Below are 22,943 nucleotides of genomic sequence, written 5' to 3' on the forward strand. Positions count from 1 at the left end.
CACACCCAAGCCCTCCTCCGCCTCGCCCGCCACCGCATCAGCGTCCTGTTCGCCATGCTCCGCGACGGCACCTTCTACGAACCCAGAACCCCACGTCTCGCTTGACGAAAGACATAGAGGCACCCCCCGGAGGAGCCCCGTCGCCGGCACGGCGCGGTGGGGCGCGGCGGGCGCACCGCCGTCGGGCCGCCCCGCCGCGGCCGCGGGCCGGGTCAGTCCTCGCCCTCCAGGTTTCCCTCCGTCTCCAGGTACACCTGCCGCAGCTGCTCCAGCACGGCCGGGTCGGGCTTCGCCCACATCCCCCGGGACTCGGCCTCCAGCAGCCGTTCGGCGATGCCGTGCAGCGCCCAGGGGTTGGCCTCGCTCAGGAACTCGCGGTTGACCGGGTCCAGGACGTAGGCCTCGGTGAGCCGGTCGTACATCCAGTCGGCGATCACGCCGGTCGTGGCGTCGTAGCCGAACAGGTAGTCCACCGTGGCGGCGAGTTCGAAGGCGCCCTTGTAGCCGTGGCGGCGCATCGCCTCGATCCACTTGGGGTTGACGACGCGGGCCCGGAAGACGCGGGAGGTCTCCTCGGTCAGGGTGCGGGTGCGGACCGTCTCGGGGCGGGTGGAGTCGCCGATGTACGCCGCGGGGGCGGTGCCGCGCAGGGCGCGGACGGCGGCGACCATGCCGCCGTGGTACTGGAAGTAGTCGTCGGAGTCGGCGATGTCGTGCTCACGGGTGTCGGTGTTCTTCGCCGCCACCGTGATGCGCCGGTAGGCCGTCTCCATCTCCTCGCGGGCCGGACGGCCCTCCAGGCCGCGGCCGTAGGCGTAGCCGCCCCAGACCGTGTAGACCTCGGCCAGGTCGGCGTCCGTGCGCCAGTCGCGCGAGTCGATGAGCTGGAGCAGGCCGGCTCCGTAGGTGCCGGGCCGGGAGCCGAAGATGCGGGTGGTGGCGCGGCGTTCGTCGCCGTGGGCCGCCAGGTCGGCCTGGACGTGCGCCCGGACGTGGTTCGTCCCGTCCGGTTCGTCCAGGCTCGCGGCCAGCCGTACGGCGTCGTCGAGGAGGGCGACGGTGTGCGGGAAGGCGTCGCGGAAGAAGCCCGAGATGCGCAGGGTGACGTCGATGCGGGGACGGCCCAGTTCCTCGGCGGGGACGGGTTCCAGGCCGGTGACGCGGCGGGAGGCGTCGTCCCAGACCGGCCGGACGCCCAGCAGGGCCAGCGCCTCGGCCACGTCGTCGCCCGCGGTGCGCATGGCGCTGGTGCCCCACAGGGACAGGCCGACCGAGGCGGGCCACTCGCCGTTGTCGGTGCGGTAGCGCTCCAGGAGGGAGTCGGCGAGGGCCTGGCCGGTCTCCCAGGCGAGGCGGGAGGGGATGGCCCTCGGGTCGACGGAGTAGAAGTTGCGGCCGGTCGGCAGGACGTTGACCAGGCCGCGCAGCGGGGACCCGGAGGGGCCCGCCGGGACGGAGCCGCCGGCCAGCGCGTGCAGGACGTGGTCGATCTCGGCGGTGGTCCCGGCGAGGCGGGGCACGACCTCGCGGGCGGCGAACTCCAGGACGGCCCTGACCTGTTCGCCGTGGGAGGCGGGGACGGCGGCGGGGTCCCAGCCGGCGTCCTCCATCGCCTGGACCAGGGCGCGGGCCTGTTCCTCCGCCGCGTCCGCGTCCGTGCGGGTGGGGGCGGACTCGTCCAGGCCCAGGGCCTCGCGCAGTCCGGGCAGGCTGGTGGTGCCGCCCCAGATCTGCCGGGCGCGCAGCACGGCGAGGACGAGGTCGACCCGCTGGGCGCCCTGCGGGGCCGCGCCCAGCACGTGCAGGCCGTCGCGGATCTGGGCGTCCTTGACCTCGCAGAGCCAGCCGTCGACGTGCAGCAGGAAGTCGTCGAAACCGTCGTCGTCCGGGCGGTCCTCCAGGCCCAGGTCGTGGTCGAGCCGGGCGGCCTGGATGAGGGTCCAGATCTGGGCGCGGATCGCCGGGAGCTTGGCGGGGTCCATGGCGGCGATCTGGGCGTGTTCGTCGAGGAGTTGTTCCAGGCGGGCGATGTCGCCGTAGGAGTCGGCGCGGGCCATCGGCGGGACCAGGTGGTCGACGAGGGTGGCGTGGGCGCGGCGCTTGGCCTGGGTGCCCTCGCCGGGGTCGTTGACCAGGAAGGGGTAGATGAGCGGCAGGTCGCCGAGGGCCGCGTCGGGTCCGCAGGACGCCGACAGTCCGGCGTTCTTGCCGGGCAGCCACTCCAGGTTGCCGTGCTTGCCGAGGTGGATCATCGCGTCGGCGCCGAAGCCGCCCTCGTGGCGGCCGGCGGCGATCCAGCGGTAGGCGGCGAGGTAGTGGTGGGAGGGCGGCAGGTCCGGGTCGTGGTAGATGGCGACGGGGTTCTCGCCGAAGCCGCGCGGCGGCTGGATGAGGATGAGCACGTTCCCGAAGCGCAGGGCCGCGAGGACGATGTCGCCCTCCGGGTTGCGGCTGCGGTCGACGAACATCTCGCCGGGTGCCGGGCCCCAGTGCTCCTCCACGGCGGTGCGCAGCTCCCCGGGGAGGCCGGCGTACCAGCGTCGGTAGTCGGCGGCCGGGATGCGCACCGGGTTGCGGGCCAGTTGTTCCTCGGTGAGCCAGTCCTGGTCGTGACCGCCGGCCTCGATGAGCGCGCGGATCAGTTCGTCGCCGTCGCCGGAGGCCAGGCCGGGGACGTCGCCGTCCCCGAGGTCGTAGCCGTCCGCGCGCAGGCGGCGCAGGAGGGCCACCGCGCTGGCGGGGGTGTCCAGGCCGACCGCGTTGCCGATGCGGGAGTGCTTGGTGGGGTAGGCGGACAGGACCAGGGCGAGGCGCTTGTCGGCGGGCGGGATGTGACGCAGCCGGGCGTGGCGTACGGCGATCCCTGCGACGCGGGCGGCGCGCTCGGGGTCGGCGACGTAGGAGGGCAGGCCGTCGGCGTCGATCTCCTTGAAGGAGAAGGGGACGGTGATCAGCCGGCCGTCGAACTCGGGGACGGCGATCTGGCCGGCCGCGTCCAGCGGGGAGACGCCCTCGTCGTTCTCCTCCCAGGCGGAACGCGCGCCGGTCAGGCACAGGGCCTGCAGGACCGGTACGTCCAGGGCGGCGAGCGCGCCCGCGTCCCAGGACTCGTCGTCGCCGCCCGCCGACGCGGCGGCGGGCCTGGTGCCGCCGGCGGCCAGCACGGTCGTGACGACGGCGTCGGCGGCGCGCAGTTCCTCGATCAGTTCCGGTTCGGGGGCGCGCAGGGAGGCGACGTACAGGGGCAGGGGCCGCCCGCCCGCCTCTTCGACGGCGTCGCACAGCGCGTGCACGAACGCGGTGTTGCCGCTCATGTGGTGGGCGCGGTAGTAGAGCACGGCGACGGTCGGGCCGTCCGCGGGCGGGGTGCTCTCCCGGGGCAGCGGTCCCCAGCTCGGGGCGGGGGCGGGCGCGTCGAACCCGTGCCCGGTGAGCAGGACCGTGTCGGAGAGGAAGCGGGCCAGGTGCTCCAGGTTGGCGGGGCCGCCGTGGGCGAGGTAGGCGTGAGCCTCCGCGGCGATGCCGACGGGGACGTTGGAGGCCGCCATCAGCTGGGCGTCGGGCGCCTGTTCGCCGGTGAGGACGACGACCGGGCGGCCGTCGGCGAGCAGCAGGTCCAGACCGTCCTGCCAGGCGCGGACGCCGCCGAGCAGGCGTACGACGAAGAGGTCGGCGTCGGCCATGAGGGCGGGCAGGTCGGCCAGCGCCAGGCGGGCGGGGTTCGCGAAGCGGTACGGGACGGGACCGCCCGCGGCCCGCGCGCTGAGCAGGTCGGTGTCGGAGGTCGACAGGAGCAGGATGCGGGGGGACGGCGGCTGTTCTCCGGCTGCGTGCGACATGCGGCGTCCTGCCTTCCTCGGGGTGTCCACGCCCCGGGTGGTGTCGGAATGGGGGTCTCCGCTGCCGGGCGGGCCGGGAGCCGGAGAAAGGGAGTTCCTGACTCACCCGGTTCCTTCGGGAACCGGGCTCACAGTGGCGGGACCGCGCCGGAGTCGCACCGGGCTTCCTCCCCTGTCGCCGTCGTGGCGATGACGGACCGGATGATCCGCCGAGAAGCATAGTAGGGGCCGTCGCAGCAGGGCAGGACATGTGTGCGATGTGATGGTAGGTATGCTCGCCGCCATGTCCTCGGCTGCCCTCCCCCCGCCGTCCCGGCCCGCACCGGCCGGGCGCGACCGTGACGACGCGTGTCCGGGAACGCTGCGGCTGCACGCGGCGGACGACGGCGCGGTGGCCCGTGTGCGGATCCCCGGCGGTGTGCTGAGCGTGCGGCAGGCCGAGGCGCTGGCCGCGGCGGCGGGCCGCCTGGGCGACGGCGACCTCCATCTGACCTCGCGCGGCAACGTGCAACTGCGCGGCCTGCGCGAGGCGGACGGTCCGGCCCTGGCCGAACTGCTGGACGGGGCGGGCCTGCTCCCCTCGCGCGGCCACGAGCGGGTGCGCAACGTCGTCGCCTCCCCGCTGTCCGGTCTGGACACGGACGGCCTGCGGGACGTGCGCCCGTGGCTGTCCGGCCTCGACGCGCTGCTGTGCGCCAGTGAGCCCGCGCGGGCGCTGTCGGGGCGGTTCCTGTTCGCCCTCGACGACGGCCGCGGCGACGTGGCCTCGCTCGGCGCCGACGTGACGGTGCGGGCCCTCCCCGGCGAGGGCGCGCAGCTCACTCTCGCCGGGGCGGGCGAGGCGCTGGGCCTGTCCGCCGGGGACGTGCCCCGGGCGATGGTGGCGGCCGCCGAGACGGTGGTGGCGGCGGCGCGGGAGCAGGGCACGCGGGCCTGGCGGGTGAGCGACGTACCGCTGCCCGCCGGCGAGCTGCTGCGCCTGGTCGCCGGCCGGCTGGCCGCCGAGGGGCTGACCTGTGCGCCGCAGCCGCGCGAGACCACGCGCTGCGCGGGCCCGGCGCCCGGCGCCGTGGGCGGTGCCGGCGGCACCGGCCGGGCGGGCGGCGCCCTGTCGGTGCACGCTCCGCTCGGGCGGCTGACGGCGCTCCAGTGGCGGGAGTTGACGCGGACCGCGGCGCGCACGGGCGGCGAACTGCGTCTGACTCCGTGGCGCGGAGTCGTCGTGCCCGTGGCCGGGGACGCCGCGCCGCAGGCGGCACTAGACGCGCTCGCCGCCACCGGGCTCGTCACCGGCCCCGGTTCGGCCTGGCCGCGGGTGGGCGCCTGCATCGGCCGGCCCGGGTGCGCCAAGTCGCACGCGGACGTGCGGGCCGATGCGACCGCCGCCCTCGGCGAACTGGACCCGCGGGGCCTGCCGCTGTACTGGTCCGGCTGCGCACGCCGCTGCGGACGGCCCGCCGGTGAGCACCTCGACCTGGTCGCGGCCGAGGGCGGCGGCTACCAAGTGACCAAAGTCTCCCCCGTGACCAAGGTCTCCCGGCTGCCGGCCGCGTCACCCTCGCTGTCGCCGTCACCGTCGGCGCACACTCGCAGCGTCCTCCTGGAGGACCCCTCCCGACTCGCCGCCGCCCTGGCGGCGTTCACCTCATGATCCGTACGACCCCCGAGAGCAGCGAGAAGAACACCGTGACGCCCTACGACTACGAGAAGGACGGCGCGGCGATCTACCGCCAGTCCTTCGCCACCATCCGCGCGGAGGCGGACCTCGCGGGTCTGCCCGCCGACGTCAGCCAGGTGACGGTCCGGATGATCCACGCCTGCGGGATGGTCGACCTCGTCCGCGACCTCGTGTACACGCCCGCCGTGGTGGCCCGTGCGCGCGAGGCCCTGCGGGGCGGGGCGCCCATCCTGTGCGACGTGCAGATGGTGGCCAGCGGTGTCACCCGCAAGCGGCTGCCCGCCGGCAACGAGGTGCTGTGCACCCTCTCCGACCCCGCCGTCCCCGGCCTGGCGGCGAAGCTGGGCACCACGCGCAGCGCCGCCGCCATGGAGCTGTGGCGGGACCGGCTGGAGGGTTCCGTGGTCGCCGTCGGCAACGCGCCCACCGCCCTGTTCCGTCTCCTCGAGATGATCGAGGAGGGCGCGGGCCGGCCCGCCGCCGTCATCGGTGTGCCCGTCGGGTTCGTGGGGGCCGCCGAGTCCAAGGACGCGCTGGCCGCTCACCCGTCGGGACTGGAGCACCTGGTGGTGCGCGGACGGCGGGGCGGCAGCGCCCTGGCCGCCGCCGCGCTCAACGCGATCGCGAGTGAGGCGGAATGAGCGGGCGGCTGTACGGGGTGGGGCTCGGCCCCGGTGACCCGTCCCTGATGACCCTCCGGGCGGTGGAGGTCATCGCCGGGGCGGACGTGATCGCGTACCACAGCGCACGCCACGGGCGGTCCATCGCCCGCTCGATCGCGGCCCGGCACATCCGCGCCGACCACGTCGAGGAGGCGCTGGTCTACCCGGTCACCACGGAGACCACCGACCACCCCGGCGGGTACCGGGGTGCTCTGGAGGAGTTCTACGAGCAGGCGTCGGCGCGGCTGGCCGCGCATCTCGACGCCGGCCGCAGCGTCGCGGTCCTCGCCGAGGGCGACCCGCTCTTCTACGGCTCCTACATGCACCTGCACAAGCGGCTCGCCGACCGCTACGAGACGGAGGTGATCCCCGGGGTCACGTCCGTGTCGGCCGCCGCGGCCCGCCTGGGCGCCCCGCTCGTCGAGGGCGAGGAGGTGCTGACCGTCCTTCCCGGCACGCTGCCCGAGGAGGAGCTGACGGCGCGGCTGGCGGCGACGGACTCCGCGGTCGTCATGAAGCTGGGCCGTACGTTCCCCAAGGTGCGCGACGCCCTGGAGGCCTCGGGCCGGCTGGCGGAGGCCCGGTACGTCGAGCGGGCCACGATGCCCGGGGAGCGGGTCGGCGCGCTGGCGGACGTGGACGCCGGGTCGGTGCCGTACTTCTCGGTGGCCGTGCTGCCCAGCCGCGTCGGCGCTGAACGCCCGGCGCGGGAGCGGGGCGAGGTCGTCGTGGTCGGCACGGGTCCGGCCGGTCCGCAGTGGCTGACCCCCGAGACGCGGGGCGCGCTGGCCGCGGCCGACGACCTGGTCGGCTACACCACCTACCTGGACCGGGTGCCCGTGCGCCCCGGTCAGCTCCGGCACGGTTCGGACAACCGGGTGGAGGCCGAGCGCGCGGAGTTCGCCCTGCAACTGGCCCGGCGCGGACGCCGGGTGGCCGTCGTGTCCGGCGGCGACCCCGGCGTCTTCGCGATGGCCACGGCCGTCCTGGAGGCCGCTTCGCAGCCCGCGTACGCCGATGTGGCGGTGCGGGTGCTGCCGGGCGTGACCGCCGCCAACGCCGCCGCCGCCCGGGCCGGCGCCCCCCTCGGCCACGACTATGCCACGCTCTCCCTCTCCGACCGGCTCAAGCCCTGGGAGGTCATCGCCGCCCGGCTGCGCGCGGCGGCCTCGGCGGATCTGGTGCTGGCCCTGTACAACCCGGGCTCGCGCAGCCGCACCTGGCAGGTGGCCAAGGCCCGGGACGTGCTGCTGGAGCACCGGGCCCCGGACACGCCCGTGGTGGTGGCACGGGACGTCGGCGGTCCCGGCGAGCGGGTACGGATCGTGCGGCTCGCCGCCCTGGACCCGGCCGAGGTCGACATGCGCACGATCCTGCTGGTCGGCTCGTCCCAGACCCAGGTGGTCCGGCGCGGCGACGGCCAGGAGATCGTCTGGACACCGCGCCGGTACCCGGAGGCGTGAACGGGGCGCGGGGCCGGGCGGCGCACGCCGTGGGCGGGACGGGATCCCGGCCACGGCCCCGCGCCCCGCGTCCGTGGCGGAGGGGGCGGGTTCAGGCGGTGGACCCGGGCCCGGGCCGGCCGGGGAGCCGCCCGGCGAGCCAGTGGGCCGCCTCCTGCGGGGTGGCCACGGCCGGGACGCCCTCGGGGACGGGCGGACGCCGGACCATGACCACCGGCAGTCCGGCCTCCCGGGCCGCCGTCAGCTTGGGCGCGGTGGCCGCTCCCCCGCTGTCCTTGGTGACGACGACGTCGATCCGGTGGCGGCGCAGCAGTTCGCGTTCCCCGTCCAGGCCGAAGGGGCCCCGGTCGAGCAGCACCTCCATGGCCGCCGGGTGCGGCGGCTCGGGCGCGTCGACGGACCGTACGAGGAACCACAGGCCGTCCAGTCCGGCGAAGGCGGCCAGGCCGGTCCGGCCGGTGGTGAGGAACACCCGCCGCCCGAGCCCCGGCAGCAGCCGGGCCGCCTCCTCCAGCGAGGCCGCCTCGTGCCACCGGTCGCCGGGGACGGGGACCCAGCCGGGGCGGCGCAGGGCGAGCAGGGGAACATGGGCGGTGGCCGCGGCCCGGGCCGCGTGGAAACTGATCGTCCCGGCGAAGGGGTGGGTGGCGTCGATGAGCGCGCCGACCGCGTGCTCGCGCAGCCACGCCGTCAGTCCCTCCGTCCCGCCGAAGCCGCCCACGCGGACCTCCCCCGGCGGCAGCCGGGGTCCGGCGACCCGCCCGGCGAGGGAGCTGGTCGCTCTCACTTCGGGCGTGCCGTGGAGCAGTTCCGCGAGCCGGCGGGCCTCCGTGGTGCCGCCGAGGATCAGGACGTGCATGGGATCCGGTCCGTTCATGAGTAGCAGTGAGCAGTGAGGAGGACGACGTGGGCAGGGCGAGCGGCGGGAGCACCGCGGGCACGGACGGCCTGGACGTGCCGCCGGCGAAGGGCGGCGCACCGGCGGCGGCCGTCAAGGGCGGGCGGCGCGGGCAGCTGGAGCACAGCGGGCTGCGGCCCGGCTGGACCACGGGTGCCTGTGCGACGGCGGCCACGACCGCCGCGTACACCGCGCTGCTGACCGGCGAGTTCCCCGACCCGGTGACCGTCACCCTGCCCAAGGGGCAGACGCCGTCGTTCGCGCTGGCGGTGGAGGAGCTGACCGGCGCCTACGCCATGGCGGGGGTGGTCAAGGACGCGGGGGACGATCCGGACGTCACGCACGGGGCGCTGGTGCGCGCCACGGTCCGGGCGCTGCCCGCCGGTTCGGGGGTGGTGTTCAGGGCCGGCCCCGGGGTCGGCACCGTCACCCGGGCCGGCCTGCCGCTGCCGGTGGGTGAGCCCGCCGTCAATCCCGTCCCGCGCCGGATGATGCGTGATCATGTCGCCGAGGTCGCCGCCCGGTACGGGGGCGGCGGGGACGTCGAGATCACCGTGTCGGTGGACGACGGCGAGGAGATCGCCCGCTCCACGTGGAACCCGCGGCTCGGCATCATCGGCGGTCTGTCCGTCCTCGGCACGACGGGCATCGTCGTGCCGTACTCGTGCTCGGCCTGGATCGACTCCATCCGCCGGGGTGTGGACGTGGCGCGGGCGGCGGGGCGCGAGCACGTCGCCGGGTGCACCGGGTCGACCTCGGAGAAGACGGTCGTCGCAGAGTACCGCCTGCCCGAGGACGCGCTGCTCGACATGGGCGACTTCGCGGGCGCGGTGCTCAAGTACGTGCGCCGTCACCCGGTCCGCCGGCTCACCGTATGCGGCGGCTTCGCCAAACTGTCCAAACTGGCGGCCGGCCATCTCGACCTGCACTCCGCGCGGTCCCAGGTGGACAAGGGGTTTCTGGCCGCCCTGGCCCGGCGCGGCGGCGCGGACGAGGCACTGGCGGCGGAGGTGGCGGAGGCCAACACCGGTCTGGCCGCGCTCCAGTCGTGCCTGGCGCGCGGGGTGCCGCTCGGTGACCTCGTCGCCGCGGCGGCCCGCGACGAGGCGCTGGCCGTGCTGCGCGGCGCGCCGGTCGCGGTCGACGTCATCTGCATCGACCGGGCGGGCGCGATCGTGGGCCGCAGCGCGGTCGGCGGCCCCGGCGGCGCCTCCCGGTGAACCGGTGGCACGGTCCTCCGGACCCGCCCCGGCGTCCGACGGCCCTGGGGCGCCCCACGGTGATCCCGCCCCGGCGTCCGGCGGTCCTTCGGCGCCCTGCGGTGGCCCCGCCCCGCCGTCCGGTGGTCCGGCGGCGGCGCGCCGTGGCCGCGCCGCCTCACCGCTTCCCCGCCACCGTCCGCAGGTAGGCACCGAGGCGGGCGATCGCCGCCGGGTTGCGCGGGCTCTCCACCAGGTCGGCGTAGTCGAGGACGAAGATCCTGCGGTGCCTGACGGCGGAGACGTCACGCAGCGGGGCGTAGGAGAGCAGGAACCGCTTCTTCTGCTCGGCGCCGACGTCGCCGTAGTCGCAGACGACGATGACGTCGGGGTCGCGTGCGACGACGCTCTCCCAGCCGACCGTGGTCCAGGAGTCCGCGGCGTCCTCCATCACGTTGACGCCGCCCGCCTCGGTGATGATCTGCTGCGGCGCGGCGTAGCGGCCGGAGGTGAAGGGCTGGTCCCGGCCGCTGTCGTAGAGGAACACCTTCGGGCGGCCGGCGCCCTGGGGGGCTCGTGCCCGGACGCCGGCGACCTGCTCGCGAAAGCCCGCGATCAGCTTCGCCGCGCGCTCCTCGACGCCGAAGAGGCGGCCGAGGTTGGTGAGGTCGGCGTACAGGGCGTCGAGCGGCGGCATGATGCCGCGGGAGGTCGTGGTGCGGCCGTTGCGGCAGGACTCGGTCAGGACGTACGAGGGGATCCCCAGCTTCTCGAGCGCGTCGGGGGTGAGGCCGCCGTCCTCGCGGAAGCCGTAGCCCCAGCCGGCGAGGACGAGGTCGGCGCGGACGTCGAGGACGTTCTCCTGGGTGAGCTGGTCCTTGGAGAGCCACCTCACCTCGCGGTAGGCGTCCTTCCACGGCACGCCGGTCAGGTCGCCCTTGTCGTCGGGCATGGCGTAGCCCGCCATGCGGTCCTCCAGGCCGAGGGCGAACATCAGCTCGGTGATGCCGACGTCGTTGGTGACGACGCGCTCGGGGACCTTGTCGTAGGTGACCTTCCGGCCGCAGTTGGTGAGGGTGACCGCGGTGGCGGAGGCGGCGTCGCCGGCCGGCTCGACGCGGGCTCCGCAACCGGTCAGGGCGGCGGCCAGGCAGAGGGCGGCGGCGGGCACGAGGCGCATGGGGGCGTGTCCTTACGTGGTGGGCGGGAGCAGGTCGAACAGCAGCCGGAGCGCGCCGGTCTCCGGGTGCCGCACGCGGTGGGCGCGCACCCCGAACACCTCGGCGAGCAGCTGCGGGCGCAGGACGTCGTGCGGTGGCCCGCAGGCGACGATGCGGCCCTCGCAGACGACGTACAGCAGGTCGCAGTGGGCGGCGGCGAGGTTGAGGTCGTGCAGCGCGGCCAGCACGGTCAGACCGCTGTCGCGGACCAGGGAGAGCACGTCCAACTGGTGGGCGATGTCGAGGTGGTTGGTGGGTTCGTCCAGGACCAGCACCCGGGGCTGCTGGGCGAGGGCGCGGGCCATGAGGACGCGTTGCTTCTCGCCGCCGGACAGGGCGAGGAAGCCGCGGTCGGCGAGGTGGGCGACGCCGGTGCGCGCCATGGCCCGCTCGCGGATCTCCCGGTCCGCGGCGGCCGTCCGGTCGCGGTGCGGTGTGCGGCCCATGGCGACGACCTCGGCCACCGTGTAGTCGAACTCGGCCGACGACTCCTGCGGCAGCGCGGCCAGCAGGCGTGCGGCGGCCCGCGCGTCCATCGCGTGCAGGTCGTCGCCGTCGAGGCGGACCATGCCCGCGGCCGGGCGCAGCGCCCGGTACACGCAGCGCAGCAGGGTCGACTTGCCGCTGCCGTTGGGGCCGACGAGTCCGACGAACGCCCCCGGCTCCACGGTGAGCCGGACGTCCTCGACCAGTCGGCGGCCGGCCGCCTCGACCGTCACGTCCTCGATCCCTACGCGCATCTCAGCGGCCTCCGAAGGCGTAGCCGCCGCGCCGCATCAGCAGCAGGAACACGGGCACGCCGACCACCGCCGTGACGACGCCGACGGGCAGTTCGGCGGGGGCGAGCAGCAGCCGGGACACCACGTCGGCCCAGACCAGCAGGACGGCCCCGGCGAGCGGTGCCACGGCCAGCACCCTGCGGTGGTCGGCGCCGACCATCATGCGGACGACGTGCGGCACCATCAGGCCGACGAAGCCGATGGCGCCGCTGACGGCGACCACGGTCCCGGTGACGGCGGCGGTGACGACGAAGACCTCCCGGCGCAGCCGGGCGGGCGGCACGCCGAGCGCCGCGGCGGTCTCGTCGCCCATGGCCAGCGCGTTGAGCGCCTCGGCGCGCCGGCGCAGCCACACCCAGCCGGCCGCCACGGTGCCCGCGGCGAGCGGCACCTGGGTCCAGGTCGCGCCGCCCAGGCTGCCCAGCAGCCACATCATCGCCGACCGGGCCGCCTCGCCGCGGGCCGCGCCGAACACCATGACGGTGGTGAGCGCCTCGAAGCCGTACGCCAGGGCGGTTCCGGTCAGGACGAGCCGCAGCGGGGACAGTCCGCGCGGCGAGCGGGCGACGGCGTAGACGAGGACCATGGCCGCCAGGCCCGAGGTGAACGCGGACACCGACAGCGCCCACACGCCGAGACCGGCGAACGCCCCCATCAGGATGACGGCGTTGGCGCCGACCGCCGCGCCCGAGGAGATGCCCAGCACGAACGGGTCGGCCAGCGCGTTGCGCACCATGGCCTGGACGGCGACGCCGACCGTCGCGAGCCCGGCTCCGACGACGGCGCCGAGCACGACCCGCGGCAGGCGGATCTCCCAGACGATGGTGTACGCGGCGGCGTCGCGGGCGGACACGGTGCCGCCGGTGAGCCCTGCCCACAGGTGGCGGAAGACGTCCGGCCAGGCCACCGTGGCGGCCCCGAGGCCGACTCCGCACACGAGCGAGACCAGGAGCAGCAGTCCGAGGCCGGCGGCGAGCGGCGGCACCGGTGTCCGGCTGGGGGTCGTCCTTCGGCGCACGAGGGGCCGTCCTTCGGCTGGGCCGCCTGCCGGACGGGAAGCAGGAGATCAGCCCGTACGGCCCGCCGGGCCGTGCGGTCCCCTCTCGCAGTCCGCGGCGAGCAGTCAACGGGTCGCACCACCCACGGGCGATCGGGCTCGCGCGAGGAGCCGTCAGGCCCTCGCGCACACCGTTGCGGGTCAGCGCCGGACTCTCACCGGACTTCCCCCGCGGGAGGCAAGGGGAGCCTAACAAACGGGGCGTGGGGTCCGCCGCGGGACCCGGTCAGCACACGTGCCGCTCCCGCTCGGGCGAGTACAGGTGGCTGTCGCCGAACTGTTCCGCGCCCAGGGTGCGGCCCACGACGATCACGGCGGTGCGCAGCACCCCGGCGGCCTTCACCTGCTGGGCGATGTCGTCGAGGGTGCCCCGCAGGACCAGTTCGTCGGGGCGGGAGGCGTAGGCGACGACGGCGGCGGGGCAGTCGGCGCCGTAGTGCGGGAGCAGTTCGCTCACGACACGGTCGACGTACCGGGTGGCCAGGTGCAGCACGATGAGGGCGCCGCTGCGGCCCAGCGTGGCCAGGTCCTCCCCCGGCGGCATGGGGGTGGCGCGCTGGGCGATCCGGGTCAGGATGACGGTCTGGCCGACGGTCGGCACGGTCAGTTCCCGCTTCAGGGCGGCCGCGGCGGCGGCGAAGGCGGGCACGCCGGGGACGATCTCGTAGGGCACCCCGGCCGCGTCGAGCCGCCGCATCTGCTCGGCGACGGCGCTGAAGACGGACGGGTCGCCGGAGTGCAGCCGGGCCACGTCGTGGCCCTCCTCGTGGGCGCGCACCAGCTCGGCGGTGATCTGGTCCAGGTCGAGCTGCGCGGTGTCGACCAGCCGGGCTCCCGGCGGGCATTCGGCGAGGAGTTCGCGGGGGACGAGGCTGCCCGCGTACAGGCAGACCCGGCAGGCGGCGAGGGTGCGGGCGCCGCGCACGGTGATGAGGTCCGCGGCGCCGGGGCCCGCGCCGATGAAGTACACGGTCATCTGTCTGCTCCTGTGGGTTCTTCGACGGTCTTGCGCACGGCCCACTGGGTCACCGGCATCGCCTGCCGCCACCCGGTGAAGCCGCCCACCGGCACGGCGTGCGCCACCGCGAGGCGCACCAGTTCGCCGCCGTGGCGCCGGCGGGCGTCGGCGAGCAGCGCCTCGGACTCCAGGGTCACCGTGTTGGCGACCAGCCGGCCGCCGGCGGGCAGCGCCGTCCAGCAGGCGTCGAGGAGGCCGGGCGCGGTGAGTCCGCCGCCGACGAACACCGCGTCGGGGCGCGGCAGTCCGGCCAGCGCCCGGGGGGCGGCCCCGGTGACCACGCGCAGGCGAGGCACTCCGAGCCGTTCGGCGTTGCGGGTGATGCGCGCGGCCCGCACCGGGTCCCGTTCCACGGTGACGGCCCGGCAGGCGGGGTGGGCGCGCATCCATTCGACGGCGATGGAGCCCGATCCGCCGCCGACGTCCCACAGCAGTTCGCCGGGGCAGGGGGCGAGCGCGGCGAGGGTGGCCGCCCGGACGTGCCGCTTGGTGAGCTGTCCGTCGTGCTCGTACGCCTCGTCCGGCAGCCCCGGCACGACACCCAGGGGCACGGCGCCCGGGGTGCCTTCGCCGCCGGCGGCGGGGGTCGGTCGTCCTGGTCGGGCGGGCTTCACGTGCTGGTACCTCGGGGTCGGGCGGCGGACGCGGGCACTTCGGCGTGCGGGGGTGCTTCGCCGGGTGGCGCACTCAGGGGGCAGGGGCGCACTCTACTGGGCGGTGCCGGCCCGGGTCACAGGGGGCTCGGCGGCGCGGTACCGGCCACGGCCGGCAGGGGGCCGGCCGCCGCGGGCGTCCTCACCCCGCCGGCCTGCTCTCGGGCCGGGGCAGGGCTTCCGCCCTGGCCCGGATCTGTCCGGCGCGGGCGACGCGCAGGGCACCGAACAGGTCGGCAGAGCGCGTCCAGTTGACCCGGGCCTGATCGGTGTCCCCCTGTTCCAGCTGGGCGGCCGCGAGGTGGTCGAGCACGTCGGCCACGTTGTAGTCGTCCAGGACCTCCTGGTAGAGCCGCAGCGCCGCGCGGTAGTGCTCGATCGCGGTGGTGAGGTCGCCCGCTCGCTGCCAGGCGTAGCCCATGTGCCTGCGGGTCGCCGCCTCGTCGTGGCGGTTCCCGGTCTCGCGCAGCAGGGGGATCACCTCCTCGCAGGTGGCGACGGCTTCCTTCGGGTCACCGTGGACGGAGAGGAAGTAGGCGACGATGGCGAGGGCCCGCGCGATCTCGTACGGCTCGGCGAGGGTCCGGGCGAGCGCCAGGCTGTTGCGCGCGTGCCGCAGCCCCTCCGCGTGGCGTTGCTGGTAGTGCCGGATCCGGCTGGCGTTCCGCTCCGCCTGGAGCTGCTCCTGCGGGGGCAGCCGGTGCATCTGGCGCATGATCAGGCCGAGCAGGTCGTCGGCCTCGTCGGTGCGCCCGGTCTCGACGAGCGCCCGCGACAGGTGGGCGGCGGTCCTCGCGACGGCCACCGGGTCGTCGAGGGCGAGGGCCGCGTCGAGCCCGATGCGCGAGGCGGAGATCTCCTCGGCCCAGCGCCCCGTGACCGAGTTGTAGGCCACCCATTCCAGCGTGAGGTCGATGCGGTGGCGCAGCAGCCGCGCGTCGTGCAGGGTGCGCAGCGCGGCGGCGGCGGTGGTCTCCTCCTGGCGGTACCACTCCAGTGCTTCCTCGCGGTCGTCGATCGTCACGCGTGCCACGCCGGGCACCGGGTCGCCGGCCGGGACGGCCGGGAAGCGCCAGACGAACCGGTTGGCGGCGCGGGCGTTGTGGCGCAGGTAGTCCAGCAGGCGCGTCTCGGCTCCGAGGCGGTCCTCGTTTTCCTGTTCGAGGAGTTCGGCGCCGTAGGCCCGTACCAGGTCGTGCAGGACGTAGCGGCCCTCCGTGTCCCGGGTGAGGAGGCTGGCCGCGGTCAGTTCGCGCAGATGACGGCGGGCCTGGACGGTCTCGACACCACCGAGCGAGGCGGCGGCCTCGGCGGACACCGCCGGGCCGGGGTGGACGGCGAGGTACCGGAAGAACCGTGCCGTCGCGGGGGTGAGCGCCCGGTAGGACCACGAGAAGACGGCGCGTACGCCGACCCGCCCGTCGGCGGCCGACAGCGCGTCCAGCCGCGAACGCGCCTGCCCCAGCTCCCGCACACCTGTCCGCAGCGGCATCCCGGGTGCCGCGTTCAGCTGCGCCCCGACGACGGCGACCGCCAGCGGCAGGCAGCCGCACAGCGCGACCAGTTCGGCGGCGGCCGCCGGCTCCGCCGCGCACCGCTCCTGTCCGATCCGGGCGGCGAGCGCGGCGAGGGCCTCCTCGCGACTCCACACGTCCAGGCTGACCAGCGAGGCCCCCTCCGTCGCGGCGAGGCCGGAGAGCCGGTTGCGGGAGGTGATGATCGTGAGGCAGCCCGGGGCGGCCGGCAGCAGCGGCCTGATCTGGTCGGCGTCCCGCGCGTTGTCCAGGACGACGATCAGCCGCCGCGACGCGCTCCGTTGCCGGAACAGGGCGCTGCGCTCCTGCACGCCCGCCGGGATGTCACCGCTGGGCACCTCCAGCGCCCGCAGGAACCCGCCGAGCGCCTCCCCGGGGTCCAGGGGGCGGGTCTCGGCCTCGAAACCCCGCAGGTTCACGTACAGCTGGCCGTCGGGGAAACGGTCCGCCACCTGGTGCGCCCAGTGCACCGCCAGCGCCGTCTTGCCGACTCCGGCCATGCCGCCGATCGCGGAGATGACGACGTGGCCGCCCTGTCCGGCCACCCGCGCGGTCAGCCCGTGGACGGCCGCCAGCGCCTCCGTGCGCCCGCGGAAGGCCGTGAGGTCCGGCGGCAGCTGCCGGGGGATCCGCCGGGTGCGCCGGTCGCAGGCGCGCACCAGACGGCGCCGCTCGTCCTCCTCCAGCTCCAGGGCGTCCAGCAGCTCGCCCAGAGTGGCCTGGCGCGGCAGGCTCCGTCCGCGCTCCATGTCACTGATCGCGCGGACGCTGACTCCGGAGGCCTCGGCGAGGCTCTCCAGGGTGAGCAGGGACCGCTGCCGTGCCTCGCGCAGCAGCCCGCCGAACGTGCCCTTGTCCATCCCCACCTCCGGCGACCCGCCCGGCGCGCCTGTCATGGCCGGATGTCACCGCTTCGGAAACGGCACGAACCTAGCAGTTGTGGATCGGGCACCACAGTTGCCGTCTCACCTGGTGGGCCCGGGGCGGGTGCCGGGCGGCGGGGCGGACGCCCGCCACTGGCTGGGCGAGCAGCCGTGGACGGACTTGAAGGCACGGCTGAAGTGCGCCGCGTTGCGGAATCCCCAGCCGCGGGCCACGGCGGAGATGGTGCGGCCCTGGTGTCCGGGGCGCAGCAGTTCGCGGGCGCACTCCTCGATCCGCCGCCGCTGGATGAGCCGGTGCACGGTGGTGTCCTCGCTCTCGAACAGCACGTGCAGGTGGCGCAGCGAGATGCCGTGGGCCCTGGCGACGAGCGCCGGGGAGAGCTTCGGATCGCGCAGCTGGGCGTCGATGTGGGCGCGGATGTCGTCGACGGTCCGCGCGCGGGGGGTGACCGGCGCCGTCTCGTCCGGCCGGCGGGCCTGCTCGTCGACGAGGGTGGCCAGCAGGTCCGCGAGACTGCCGGCGAGCCGGTCCCTGACGTGGCCCGCGAACGCCGCGGCACCGGAGACCAGGTCCGCGGCGAAGGGCCGCAGCAGCGCCGCCACGCCCTCGGTGGCGGGGATCGCACGGCCCGTGACCTGCCGGGCGCGTGCCGCGGAGGGGCCCAGGGCCTGCTCGGGCAGCCGCAGCGCGTACAGGTGGAAGGGCGTGTGCTGGTCGAGGGAGAAGGGCCGGCGCAGGTCCAGGAGTGCCAGTTGTCCGGCGCCGACGACCGCCTCACGCCCGTCCTGCCGTACGGCGGCGGTGCCCTCCTCCTGGAGGAGCAGGACCAGCCGGTCGTCCCGGGCGGCCGACACCAGCCGGGCGGTACGGCTCAGCCGCAGCGGCGCGGCCCGCATCGACAGCAGCCGCAGCGAGCCCGCGTCGCCGGTGGTGAGCGTGCCGCGGAAGTCCGCGGGCCCCGGTCGTGGCGTGACGTCGACGGGGGCCAGCCGACGGCGGACCGCGCTCTCCCAGTGTCCGGCACGGTCGGCCGGCGGCACGGATGCCGTACTGACCTCGTCGTGCATGGTGTTTCCCCCTCCCGGCCCGGTCCCGGCGGCGGGACGGACACGTGTGCAGGTGCGTCTCTCCAGCCTGAGCGGGGGCGCCGCGAGGGCGGTAGGTCATTTGACCCGCGAGGAGTGGGGGCGGCTCGGCCGGTCAGCGCGCCGGGTGCGCCGCCGGCGGGCCGGGGGTGAGAGCCGGGGGGTGAGGGAGGCGAGGGGAGCGGCGGGGGCCGCCGGGCCCCGGAGCGCGGGCACGACGAAGAACGCCTCGACGGTGCCGTCCCGATACGGGAGAGGGGTGAGACCGTCCGGATCCCGCGGGCCCCCACTCACCGGTGCTCCGTACGGGAGGGATGTGAGGCGCCGCACGCCCGCCACTCCCCGGTGCCCTCCCCGTACGGAAGAGGTACGGGGCCGTCCCCACCCGGCGCATCCACCACGCCCCGGTGCCGTCCCCGTCGGTCAGCGCGGGCCGTACGCACCGCGCGCTTTCACGCGCCCGTCCCCTCCAGGGCCCGGGCGAGCGCGGCACGCGAGGCGATCCCGAGTTTGGGGAAGGTCTTCGCCAGGTGGCCGCCGACGGTCCGCGGGGACAGGCTCAGCCGGGCTCCGATCTCCTTGTTGGTCAGCCCGTCCGCCGCGAGCCGGGCGATCCGCAGCTCCTGCGCGGTGAGCGAGGCCGGGCCCTCGGTCCGGGTGCGGGCGGCCCGCAGTTCCCGTTCGGTCCGCTCGGCCCAGGGCCGGGCGCCCAGCGCGCGGAAGGTCTCCAGCGCCTGTTCCAGCACCTCCCCCGCGCGCGGGCGCCTGCGGTCGCGCAGCCACGCGCCGTGCGCCAGCCGCAGCCTGGCCAGTTCGAACGCCCACTGGCCGGCATCCGGTACGGCGTAGGCGGCCTCGTAGAGCGCGTCGGCGTCCTCGTCGGCGGCGGCGAGGGCGCGGGCGGCGGCCAGCAGGAACGCGTGGTGCGGGGAGATGTCCCCCATCCGTGCCGCGCCGCCCGCCGCCACGTGCGCCCGTGCCTCGGCCGTCCGCCCGGTGCGCAGGGCCGCCTCCACGAAGTCGAAGAACGGCAGGTGGAACCAGGCCAGGGCGGCCGGCAGCACGCCGGGCGGGGTCAGCGCGGCCAGCGCGGAGTACGCCTCCTCGTCCCGGCCGTGCGCGAGGGCGGCCAGGGCGCGCAGGTGCGTGAGGTGGTCCTCCACGAACCTCATGCGCGCCCGGGCGGCCTGCGGCCGGATGACACCCTCCACCGCGAGCAGCCCCTCCTCGTCGCCCCGGCCGGCCAGGAAACGGGCGTAGTGGTTGCGGAAGAGCAGGGCGTTGCAGTGGTACCCGAGGGCGTCGGCCGCCTCCGCCTCGCGCAGGCACACCTCGGCCCGGTCCCACTCGCCCCGCAGGTAGTCCTGGTGGGCGCCGGCCTTGGCGATGCTGCCCTGGGTCGCGTAGGCGTGCTGGCCCAGGAACCGGCGCCACAAGGACGGGTCGGCCATGTCGAGGGCGGTGGCGGTCCACAGCAGCAGCCAGGCGGCTCCGGCCTGCTGCTCCTGGCTCATGGTGCGGGCCGTGGCGCGCAGTTCGGCGCCCGCGCCGTGGGCGGTGCGGGCGGGGTCGGACCAGGCGCGGCGGCACAGGTCGGCCAGCGGCGAGACCTGGTGCCGGTGGGCGCGCAGCACGGCCCAGCCGCGGGCGTCGCCGGTGTAGACGGACGCCAGCAGCAGCTTGAAGTAGACCTGTTCGGCGAGGTCGTCGAAGGGGCCGGCCCCGGCTCCCGTCCGGGCCAGGGCGTCGAGGGCCTGGGGAAGCAGGGTGAACGACGACGCGAAGTCGACGTGGTGGCTCTGGTCGACGTAGACGACGGCGTAGGCGTGCAGCGGCGCGCTGTCGGCGGGCACCGGCGCGCGGCGCAGCTCCTCCACGAGCCTGGCGGCGTACGGGAGCCGCCCGCCGCGGGCCGCCATGGCCGCCGCCCAGGTCAGACGGCGGGCGCGGGCCTGGGCGTCGGTGCTCAGGACGGCCGCGCGGTGCAGCAGCAGCGCGCCTTCGGCGTCGCCGCCGCGCAGCGCGAGGCGGCGGCCGGCCTCCTGGAGCCGTCCGGCCAGCTCCTCGTCGGGCAGCAGGGTGGCGTCGGCCTCGTGCCCCAGGCGGCGGGGGTCGTCGTAGGGCAGCGCGGCGGCGAGCGCGCGGTGCGCGGCCCGCCGTTCGGGGCCCGAGGCGCGGGCGACGACGGCGCCGCGCACCAGCGGGTGCCGGAAGGTGAGCCGGCCGTCCGGCTCCAGGCGCGCCAGGCCGCTCGACTCGATCTCGTCGAGCACCTCGTCGGCCCGGTCCGGGGCGAGCCCGGCCGGCCAGGCCGGTATCGCCCACATCGCCGCCGTGCCGCCGAGAGCGGCGTGCAGCAGCACGCGGGCGGCGTCGCCGGACAGGCGCTCCAGCCGGGGTGCGAACAGCCGCTCCAGCCGCCCGCCGAGCGGGAACCGCCTCGGCAGGGGCATCACGCCGCGTGCCTGGTCGGGATGGAGGTGCACGGGCAGCTCGACCAGGGCCAGCGGGTTGCCCGCGGCTTCCCGCAGGATGCGGTCGGCCGTGGGGAGCGACAGGTGCGGGTGCCGGGACCGCAGCAGCGTGCGGGCGTCCTCGCCGTCCAGCGCGGTCAGGTCGACCACCGTACCGGGCCTGCCCTCGGCCGCCGGCCCCTCGGGGCGGCCCGCGCCGACGAAGGCCAGCGGCACCTCACCGGTCCTGCGCTGCAGGAAGGCGAAGACGGCCGCGCTGGAGGAGTCCACCCACTGCAGGTCGTCCACGAGGACCAGCACGGGGCGCATGCGCGCCTCCCCGGCGAGCAGGGCCAGTACCGCCGCGCCCACGAGGAAGCCGCCGCGCGCCGGTTCCGCGCCCTCGCCGAGGGCGAAGGCCAGCGCCCGGCGCTGCGGTTCCGGCAGCGCCCGCATGCGGTCCGTGAGGGGCCAGAGCAACTGGTGCAGCGCGCCGAACGTCACCCCGGCCTCGGCCTCGGAGCCCACCGCGCGCAGCACGGTGAACCCCAGGGCGCGTGCCTCGGCGTGCGCCCAGTCCAGCAGGGCGGTCTTGCCGATCCCGGCCTCGCCCTGCAGCAGGGTCCCCGTGCCCCCGCTCCCCGACCGTGCCGCGCGCAGCACCCGGCGCAGCAGTTCCTGCTCCGGGCCACGGCCGGCGAGCGCGACGCGGTCCTCCCGGCAACCGGAGCCGCCGGGCGGGCCGGCGGCATCGCGCTCGCCGGGCGCGCCGGGTGCGCCACGCGTGCCCCGCTCGCCCGATGCGCCGGATCCCTGCGCGGGACGCGCGGGACCGCGTCGGGGCGCGGGACCGGCCCCGGCGGGCCCGGGAGGTACGGCGACCGGCCCCGGCGGCACGGCGACGGACTCGGACCCCGCGGTGAGGGGCCGAGGCGGTGCGGTGGGGGAACCGGGCGGCACCGGGACTGGCCCAGGCCTTACGGCGACGGACCGAGACGGCGTGGCGACGGACTCGGGACGGACGGAGACGGACTCAGGACGGACGGTGGCGGCCTCGGACCGTCCGCTACCGGGTCCGGGCCGCACGGTGACGGATTCAGGCCGCACGGGAGGCGCTCCCGCCGTCGCCGCCGTGGGCCGTCCGCCGGGCACGCGGCCCCGCCTCGGCAGGGGACGGTCCGAGCCCGTCACGCGGCCTCACCCCGGCGCGCGACCCCACCCCGGCGTACGGCATCCCCTCGGCGTACGGCACCTCCTCGGCGTACGGCACTTCCTCGGGGTGCGGCGCCCGTCCTGCCGCGGCTTCCCGGGCCCGGTCGCCGTAGCGGCCGTACGGGTCCTGCGGGGGCGTGCCCGTGGACGCGAGCCGGCGCCATTCGCTGGGCGTGTGCCCGTACATCCCGCGGAAGACCCGGCTGAAGTGGGCGGGGTTCACGAAGCCCCAGCGGTGCGCGACCGCGGCGACGGCGGGCGCGGCCCGGCCGCCGCGTGCCAGTTCGCGCGCGCACTCCTGCAGCCGGCGCCGCTGGATGAGCCGGGCCACGGTGACCCTCTCGTCCTCGAACAGCCGGTGCAGGTACCGCACGGAGATGTGATGGGCGGCGGCCACGGTCTCCGGCGCCAGACCGGGATCCTCCAGGTGACGGTCGATGTGGTCGCGGATGCGCAGCACCAGCTCCTCGCGTCCGGTTCCGGCGCCGCCGAAGGGGCTGCGTTCGGCGGCGAGGGTGCCGAAGAGGTCCACGACGGTGGCCGCGAGCCGCGCCCCGACGGCCGGTGCGTAGGAGGGGGCCGAGTCGAGCAGCCGGGTGAGGAAGGGGCTGAGGACGGCACCGATCCCGTCGGCGGGCGCGACGGCCGTCACCGCGAGCCCGCGCAGTTCCCCGTCCGAGACGTCCAGTTCCCGGCGGGGCAGGTGGAGGATGTGGCAGGCGAACCGCGCGGGGAAGTCCAGGGTGTAGGGCCGTGAGGTGTCGTGGACCAGGAGGTCGCCGGGGCCCGCGACGGCGTGCCGGCCGTCCTGGAGCAGGGTCACCGTGCCCGCGGTCAGGACGAGGACCCCCACGGCGGCCTCGTCCGCCGTCCGCCGGTGCGCCGCCGTGCGGCTGATGCGCTGGGCGCCGGACTCCACGGTGCAAAAGCGCAGGCGGCCGAGGCGGCCGCTGGTGATCCGCCCGGTGAGGGGGCCGCTGCCGCGGGGTGTCACGGCCACCGGAAGCAGGGCCGAGCCCAGCGCGGCCCGCCAGCGGTCGAGCCGGTCCCGGCCGGGCACCGCGTCCGTCGACGGGGCAAGCTCCACCTGTTTCTCCTCCTCTTTCTCTCCGACAGGAGAAATCAACCAGCCCGGCACGCCGCTGACCAGGCACTCTCCAGGCAGAAAACGCGGTGCCGGACAGAAGGGCCGCACACCGTCCCGGCGGTGCCGGTGCACGTCCGTGCGCGCAGGGAACAGCACCGTGCGCGCAGGGAAAGGAACGGTCGCCGCCGTTACACGTATCGTCAGGACCGGTTCTCCCCCA

Annotated in this window: 14 protein-coding genes, 1 pseudogene and 2 riboswitches; of the genes and pseudogenes, 4 read left to right on the plus strand and 11 right to left on the minus strand. The window is 76.0% G+C overall.

Features of this window, described 5'->3' with window-relative positions; translation table 11 throughout:
- Window positions 1-212: 212 nt before the first annotated feature.
- Complete coding sequence (gene cobN, locus ABZ719_RS29190) at window positions 213-3,839, minus strand: cobaltochelatase subunit CobN (protein WP_366728162.1); 3,627 nt, start codon at window positions 3,837-3,839, stop codon at window positions 213-215.
- A 91-nt stretch (window positions 3,840-3,930) separates the two neighbouring features.
- A riboswitch (cobalamin riboswitch) is annotated at window positions 3,931-4,009 on the minus strand.
- A 101-nt stretch (window positions 4,010-4,110) separates the two neighbouring features.
- Between cobN and cobG the strand changes: the two genes are divergently transcribed.
- From cobG to ABZ719_RS29205, 3 genes are read left to right on the plus strand one after another with little or no spacing between them, the layout of a single operon-like run.
- Window positions 4,111-5,490: a precorrin-3B synthase gene (gene cobG, locus ABZ719_RS29195; RefSeq protein ID WP_366728163.1), complete on the plus strand. Its 1,380-nt coding sequence runs from the start codon at window positions 4,111-4,113 to the stop codon at window positions 5,488-5,490.
- The gene (locus ABZ719_RS29200) at window positions 5,487-6,158 is read left to right on the plus strand and encodes a precorrin-8X methylmutase (protein ID WP_366728164.1); all 672 of its coding nucleotides are present in this window, start codon (window positions 5,487-5,489) and stop codon (window positions 6,156-6,158) included. The genes cobG and ABZ719_RS29200 overlap by 4 nt, the downstream gene beginning before the upstream one ends.
- Complete coding sequence (locus ABZ719_RS29205; protein ID WP_366728165.1) at window positions 6,155-7,642, plus strand: precorrin-2 C(20)-methyltransferase; 1,488 nt, start codon at window positions 6,155-6,157, stop codon at window positions 7,640-7,642. Before ABZ719_RS29200 ends, ABZ719_RS29205 begins: the two co-directional genes overlap by 4 nt.
- 91 nt (window positions 7,643-7,733) lie before the next feature.
- Here ABZ719_RS29205 and ABZ719_RS29210 read toward each other — a convergent pair whose 3' ends face one another.
- The gene (locus ABZ719_RS29210) at window positions 7,734-8,501 is read right to left on the minus strand and encodes a cobalt-precorrin-6A reductase (RefSeq protein WP_366728202.1); all 768 of its coding nucleotides are present in this window, start codon (window positions 8,499-8,501) and stop codon (window positions 7,734-7,736) included.
- A 95-nt stretch (window positions 8,502-8,596) separates the two neighbouring features.
- Between ABZ719_RS29210 and ABZ719_RS29215 the strand changes: the two genes are divergently transcribed.
- Window positions 8,597-9,760: a cobalt-precorrin-5B (C(1))-methyltransferase gene (locus ABZ719_RS29215; protein WP_366728203.1), complete on the plus strand. Its 1,164-nt coding sequence runs from the start codon at window positions 8,597-8,599 to the stop codon at window positions 9,758-9,760.
- Window positions 9,761-9,917: 157 nt separating this feature from the next.
- Here ABZ719_RS29215 and ABZ719_RS29220 read toward each other — a convergent pair whose 3' ends face one another.
- The 9 genes and pseudogenes from ABZ719_RS29220 to ABZ719_RS29260 all read right to left on the minus strand — a co-directional run bounded on the left by ABZ719_RS29220 (window position 9,918) and on the right by ABZ719_RS29260 (window position 22,723).
- A complete protein-coding gene (locus ABZ719_RS29220) occupies window positions 9,918-10,919 on the minus strand; it encodes an ABC transporter substrate-binding protein (protein ID WP_366728166.1) in 1,002 nt (333 codons plus the stop codon).
- A gap of 12 nt (window positions 10,920-10,931) precedes the next feature.
- Window positions 10,932-11,699 carry an ABC transporter ATP-binding protein gene (locus tag ABZ719_RS29225; protein ID WP_366728167.1) on the minus strand — a complete coding sequence of 256 codons (768 nt, stop codon included), beginning with the start codon at window positions 11,697-11,699 and terminating at the stop codon, window positions 10,932-10,934.
- 1 nt (window position 11,700) lies between these two features.
- Complete coding sequence (locus ABZ719_RS29230; RefSeq protein WP_366728168.1) at window positions 11,701-12,756, minus strand: iron ABC transporter permease; 1,056 nt, start codon at window positions 12,754-12,756, stop codon at window positions 11,701-11,703.
- Window positions 12,757-12,882: 126 nt separating this feature from the next.
- Window positions 12,883-12,965: riboswitch (cobalamin riboswitch) on the minus strand.
- 56 nt (window positions 12,966-13,021) lie between these two features.
- Window positions 13,022-13,771, minus strand: a complete 750-nt coding sequence (gene cobM, locus ABZ719_RS29235; protein WP_366728169.1) for a precorrin-4 C(11)-methyltransferase — start codon at window positions 13,769-13,771, stop codon at window positions 13,022-13,024.
- Window positions 13,768-14,358 (minus strand): annotated as a pseudogene (cbiT, locus tag ABZ719_RS29240) (precorrin-6Y C5,15-methyltransferase (decarboxylating) subunit CbiT); the annotation flags it as partial. The pseudogene cbiT and the gene cobM, both read right to left, overlap by 4 nt.
- Before the next feature lie 250 nt (window positions 14,359-14,608).
- A complete protein-coding gene (locus ABZ719_RS29245; RefSeq protein ID WP_366728170.1) occupies window positions 14,609-16,861 on the minus strand; it encodes a helix-turn-helix transcriptional regulator in 2,253 nt (750 codons plus the stop codon).
- 105 nt (window positions 16,862-16,966) lie between these two features.
- Window positions 16,967-17,953 carry a helix-turn-helix domain-containing protein gene (locus ABZ719_RS29250; protein WP_366728171.1) on the minus strand — a complete coding sequence of 329 codons (987 nt, stop codon included), beginning with the start codon at window positions 17,951-17,953 and terminating at the stop codon, window positions 16,967-16,969.
- 470 nt (window positions 17,954-18,423) lie between these two features.
- Entirely contained in the window at window positions 18,424-21,615 is a 3,192-nt protein-coding gene (locus ABZ719_RS29255) for an AAA family ATPase (RefSeq protein ID WP_366728172.1), read from the minus strand.
- Entirely contained in the window at window positions 21,521-22,723 is a 1,203-nt protein-coding gene (locus ABZ719_RS29260) for a helix-turn-helix domain-containing protein (RefSeq protein WP_366728173.1), read from the minus strand. The genes ABZ719_RS29255 and ABZ719_RS29260 overlap by 95 nt, the downstream gene beginning before the upstream one ends.
- Between the last annotated feature and the right edge of the window lie 220 nt (window positions 22,724-22,943).

Origin of the sequence: Streptomyces sp. NPDC006743 (assembly GCF_040703815.1) — a bacterium.
GTDB lineage: Bacteria > Actinomycetota > Actinomycetes > Streptomycetales > Streptomycetaceae > Streptomyces.

What these genes read in the sequence shown, in the direction of transcription:
- cobN (WP_366728162.1), bottom strand. Translation starts at nt 3,839, where the DNA reads ATGTCGCACGCAGCCGGAGAACAGCCGCCGTCCCCCCGCATCCTGCTC.
- cobG (WP_366728163.1), top strand. Translation starts at nt 4,111, where the DNA reads ATGCTCGCCGCCATGTCCTCGGCTGCCCTCCCCCCGCCGTCCCGGCCC.
- ABZ719_RS29200 (WP_366728164.1), top strand. Translation starts at nt 5,487, where the DNA reads ATGATCCGTACGACCCCCGAGAGCAGCGAGAAGAACACCGTGACGCCC.
- ABZ719_RS29205 (WP_366728165.1), top strand. Translation starts at nt 6,155, where the DNA reads ATGAGCGGGCGGCTGTACGGGGTGGGGCTCGGCCCCGGTGACCCGTCC.
- ABZ719_RS29210 (WP_366728202.1), bottom strand. Translation starts at nt 8,501, where the DNA reads ATGCACGTCCTGATCCTCGGCGGCACCACGGAGGCCCGCCGGCTCGCG.
- ABZ719_RS29220 (WP_366728166.1), bottom strand. Translation starts at nt 10,919, where the DNA reads ATGCGCCTCGTGCCCGCCGCCGCCCTCTGCCTGGCCGCCGCCCTGACC.
- ABZ719_RS29225 (WP_366728167.1), bottom strand. Translation starts at nt 11,699, where the DNA reads ATGCGCGTAGGGATCGAGGACGTGACGGTCGAGGCGGCCGGCCGCCGA.
- cobM (WP_366728169.1), bottom strand. Translation starts at nt 13,771, where the DNA reads ATGACCGTGTACTTCATCGGCGCGGGCCCCGGCGCCGCGGACCTCATC.
- ABZ719_RS29245 (WP_366728170.1), bottom strand. Translation starts at nt 16,861, where the DNA reads ATGGACAAGGGCACGTTCGGCGGGCTGCTGCGCGAGGCACGGCAGCGG.
- ABZ719_RS29250 (WP_366728171.1), bottom strand. Translation starts at nt 17,953, where the DNA reads ATGCACGACGAGGTCAGTACGGCATCCGTGCCGCCGGCCGACCGTGCC.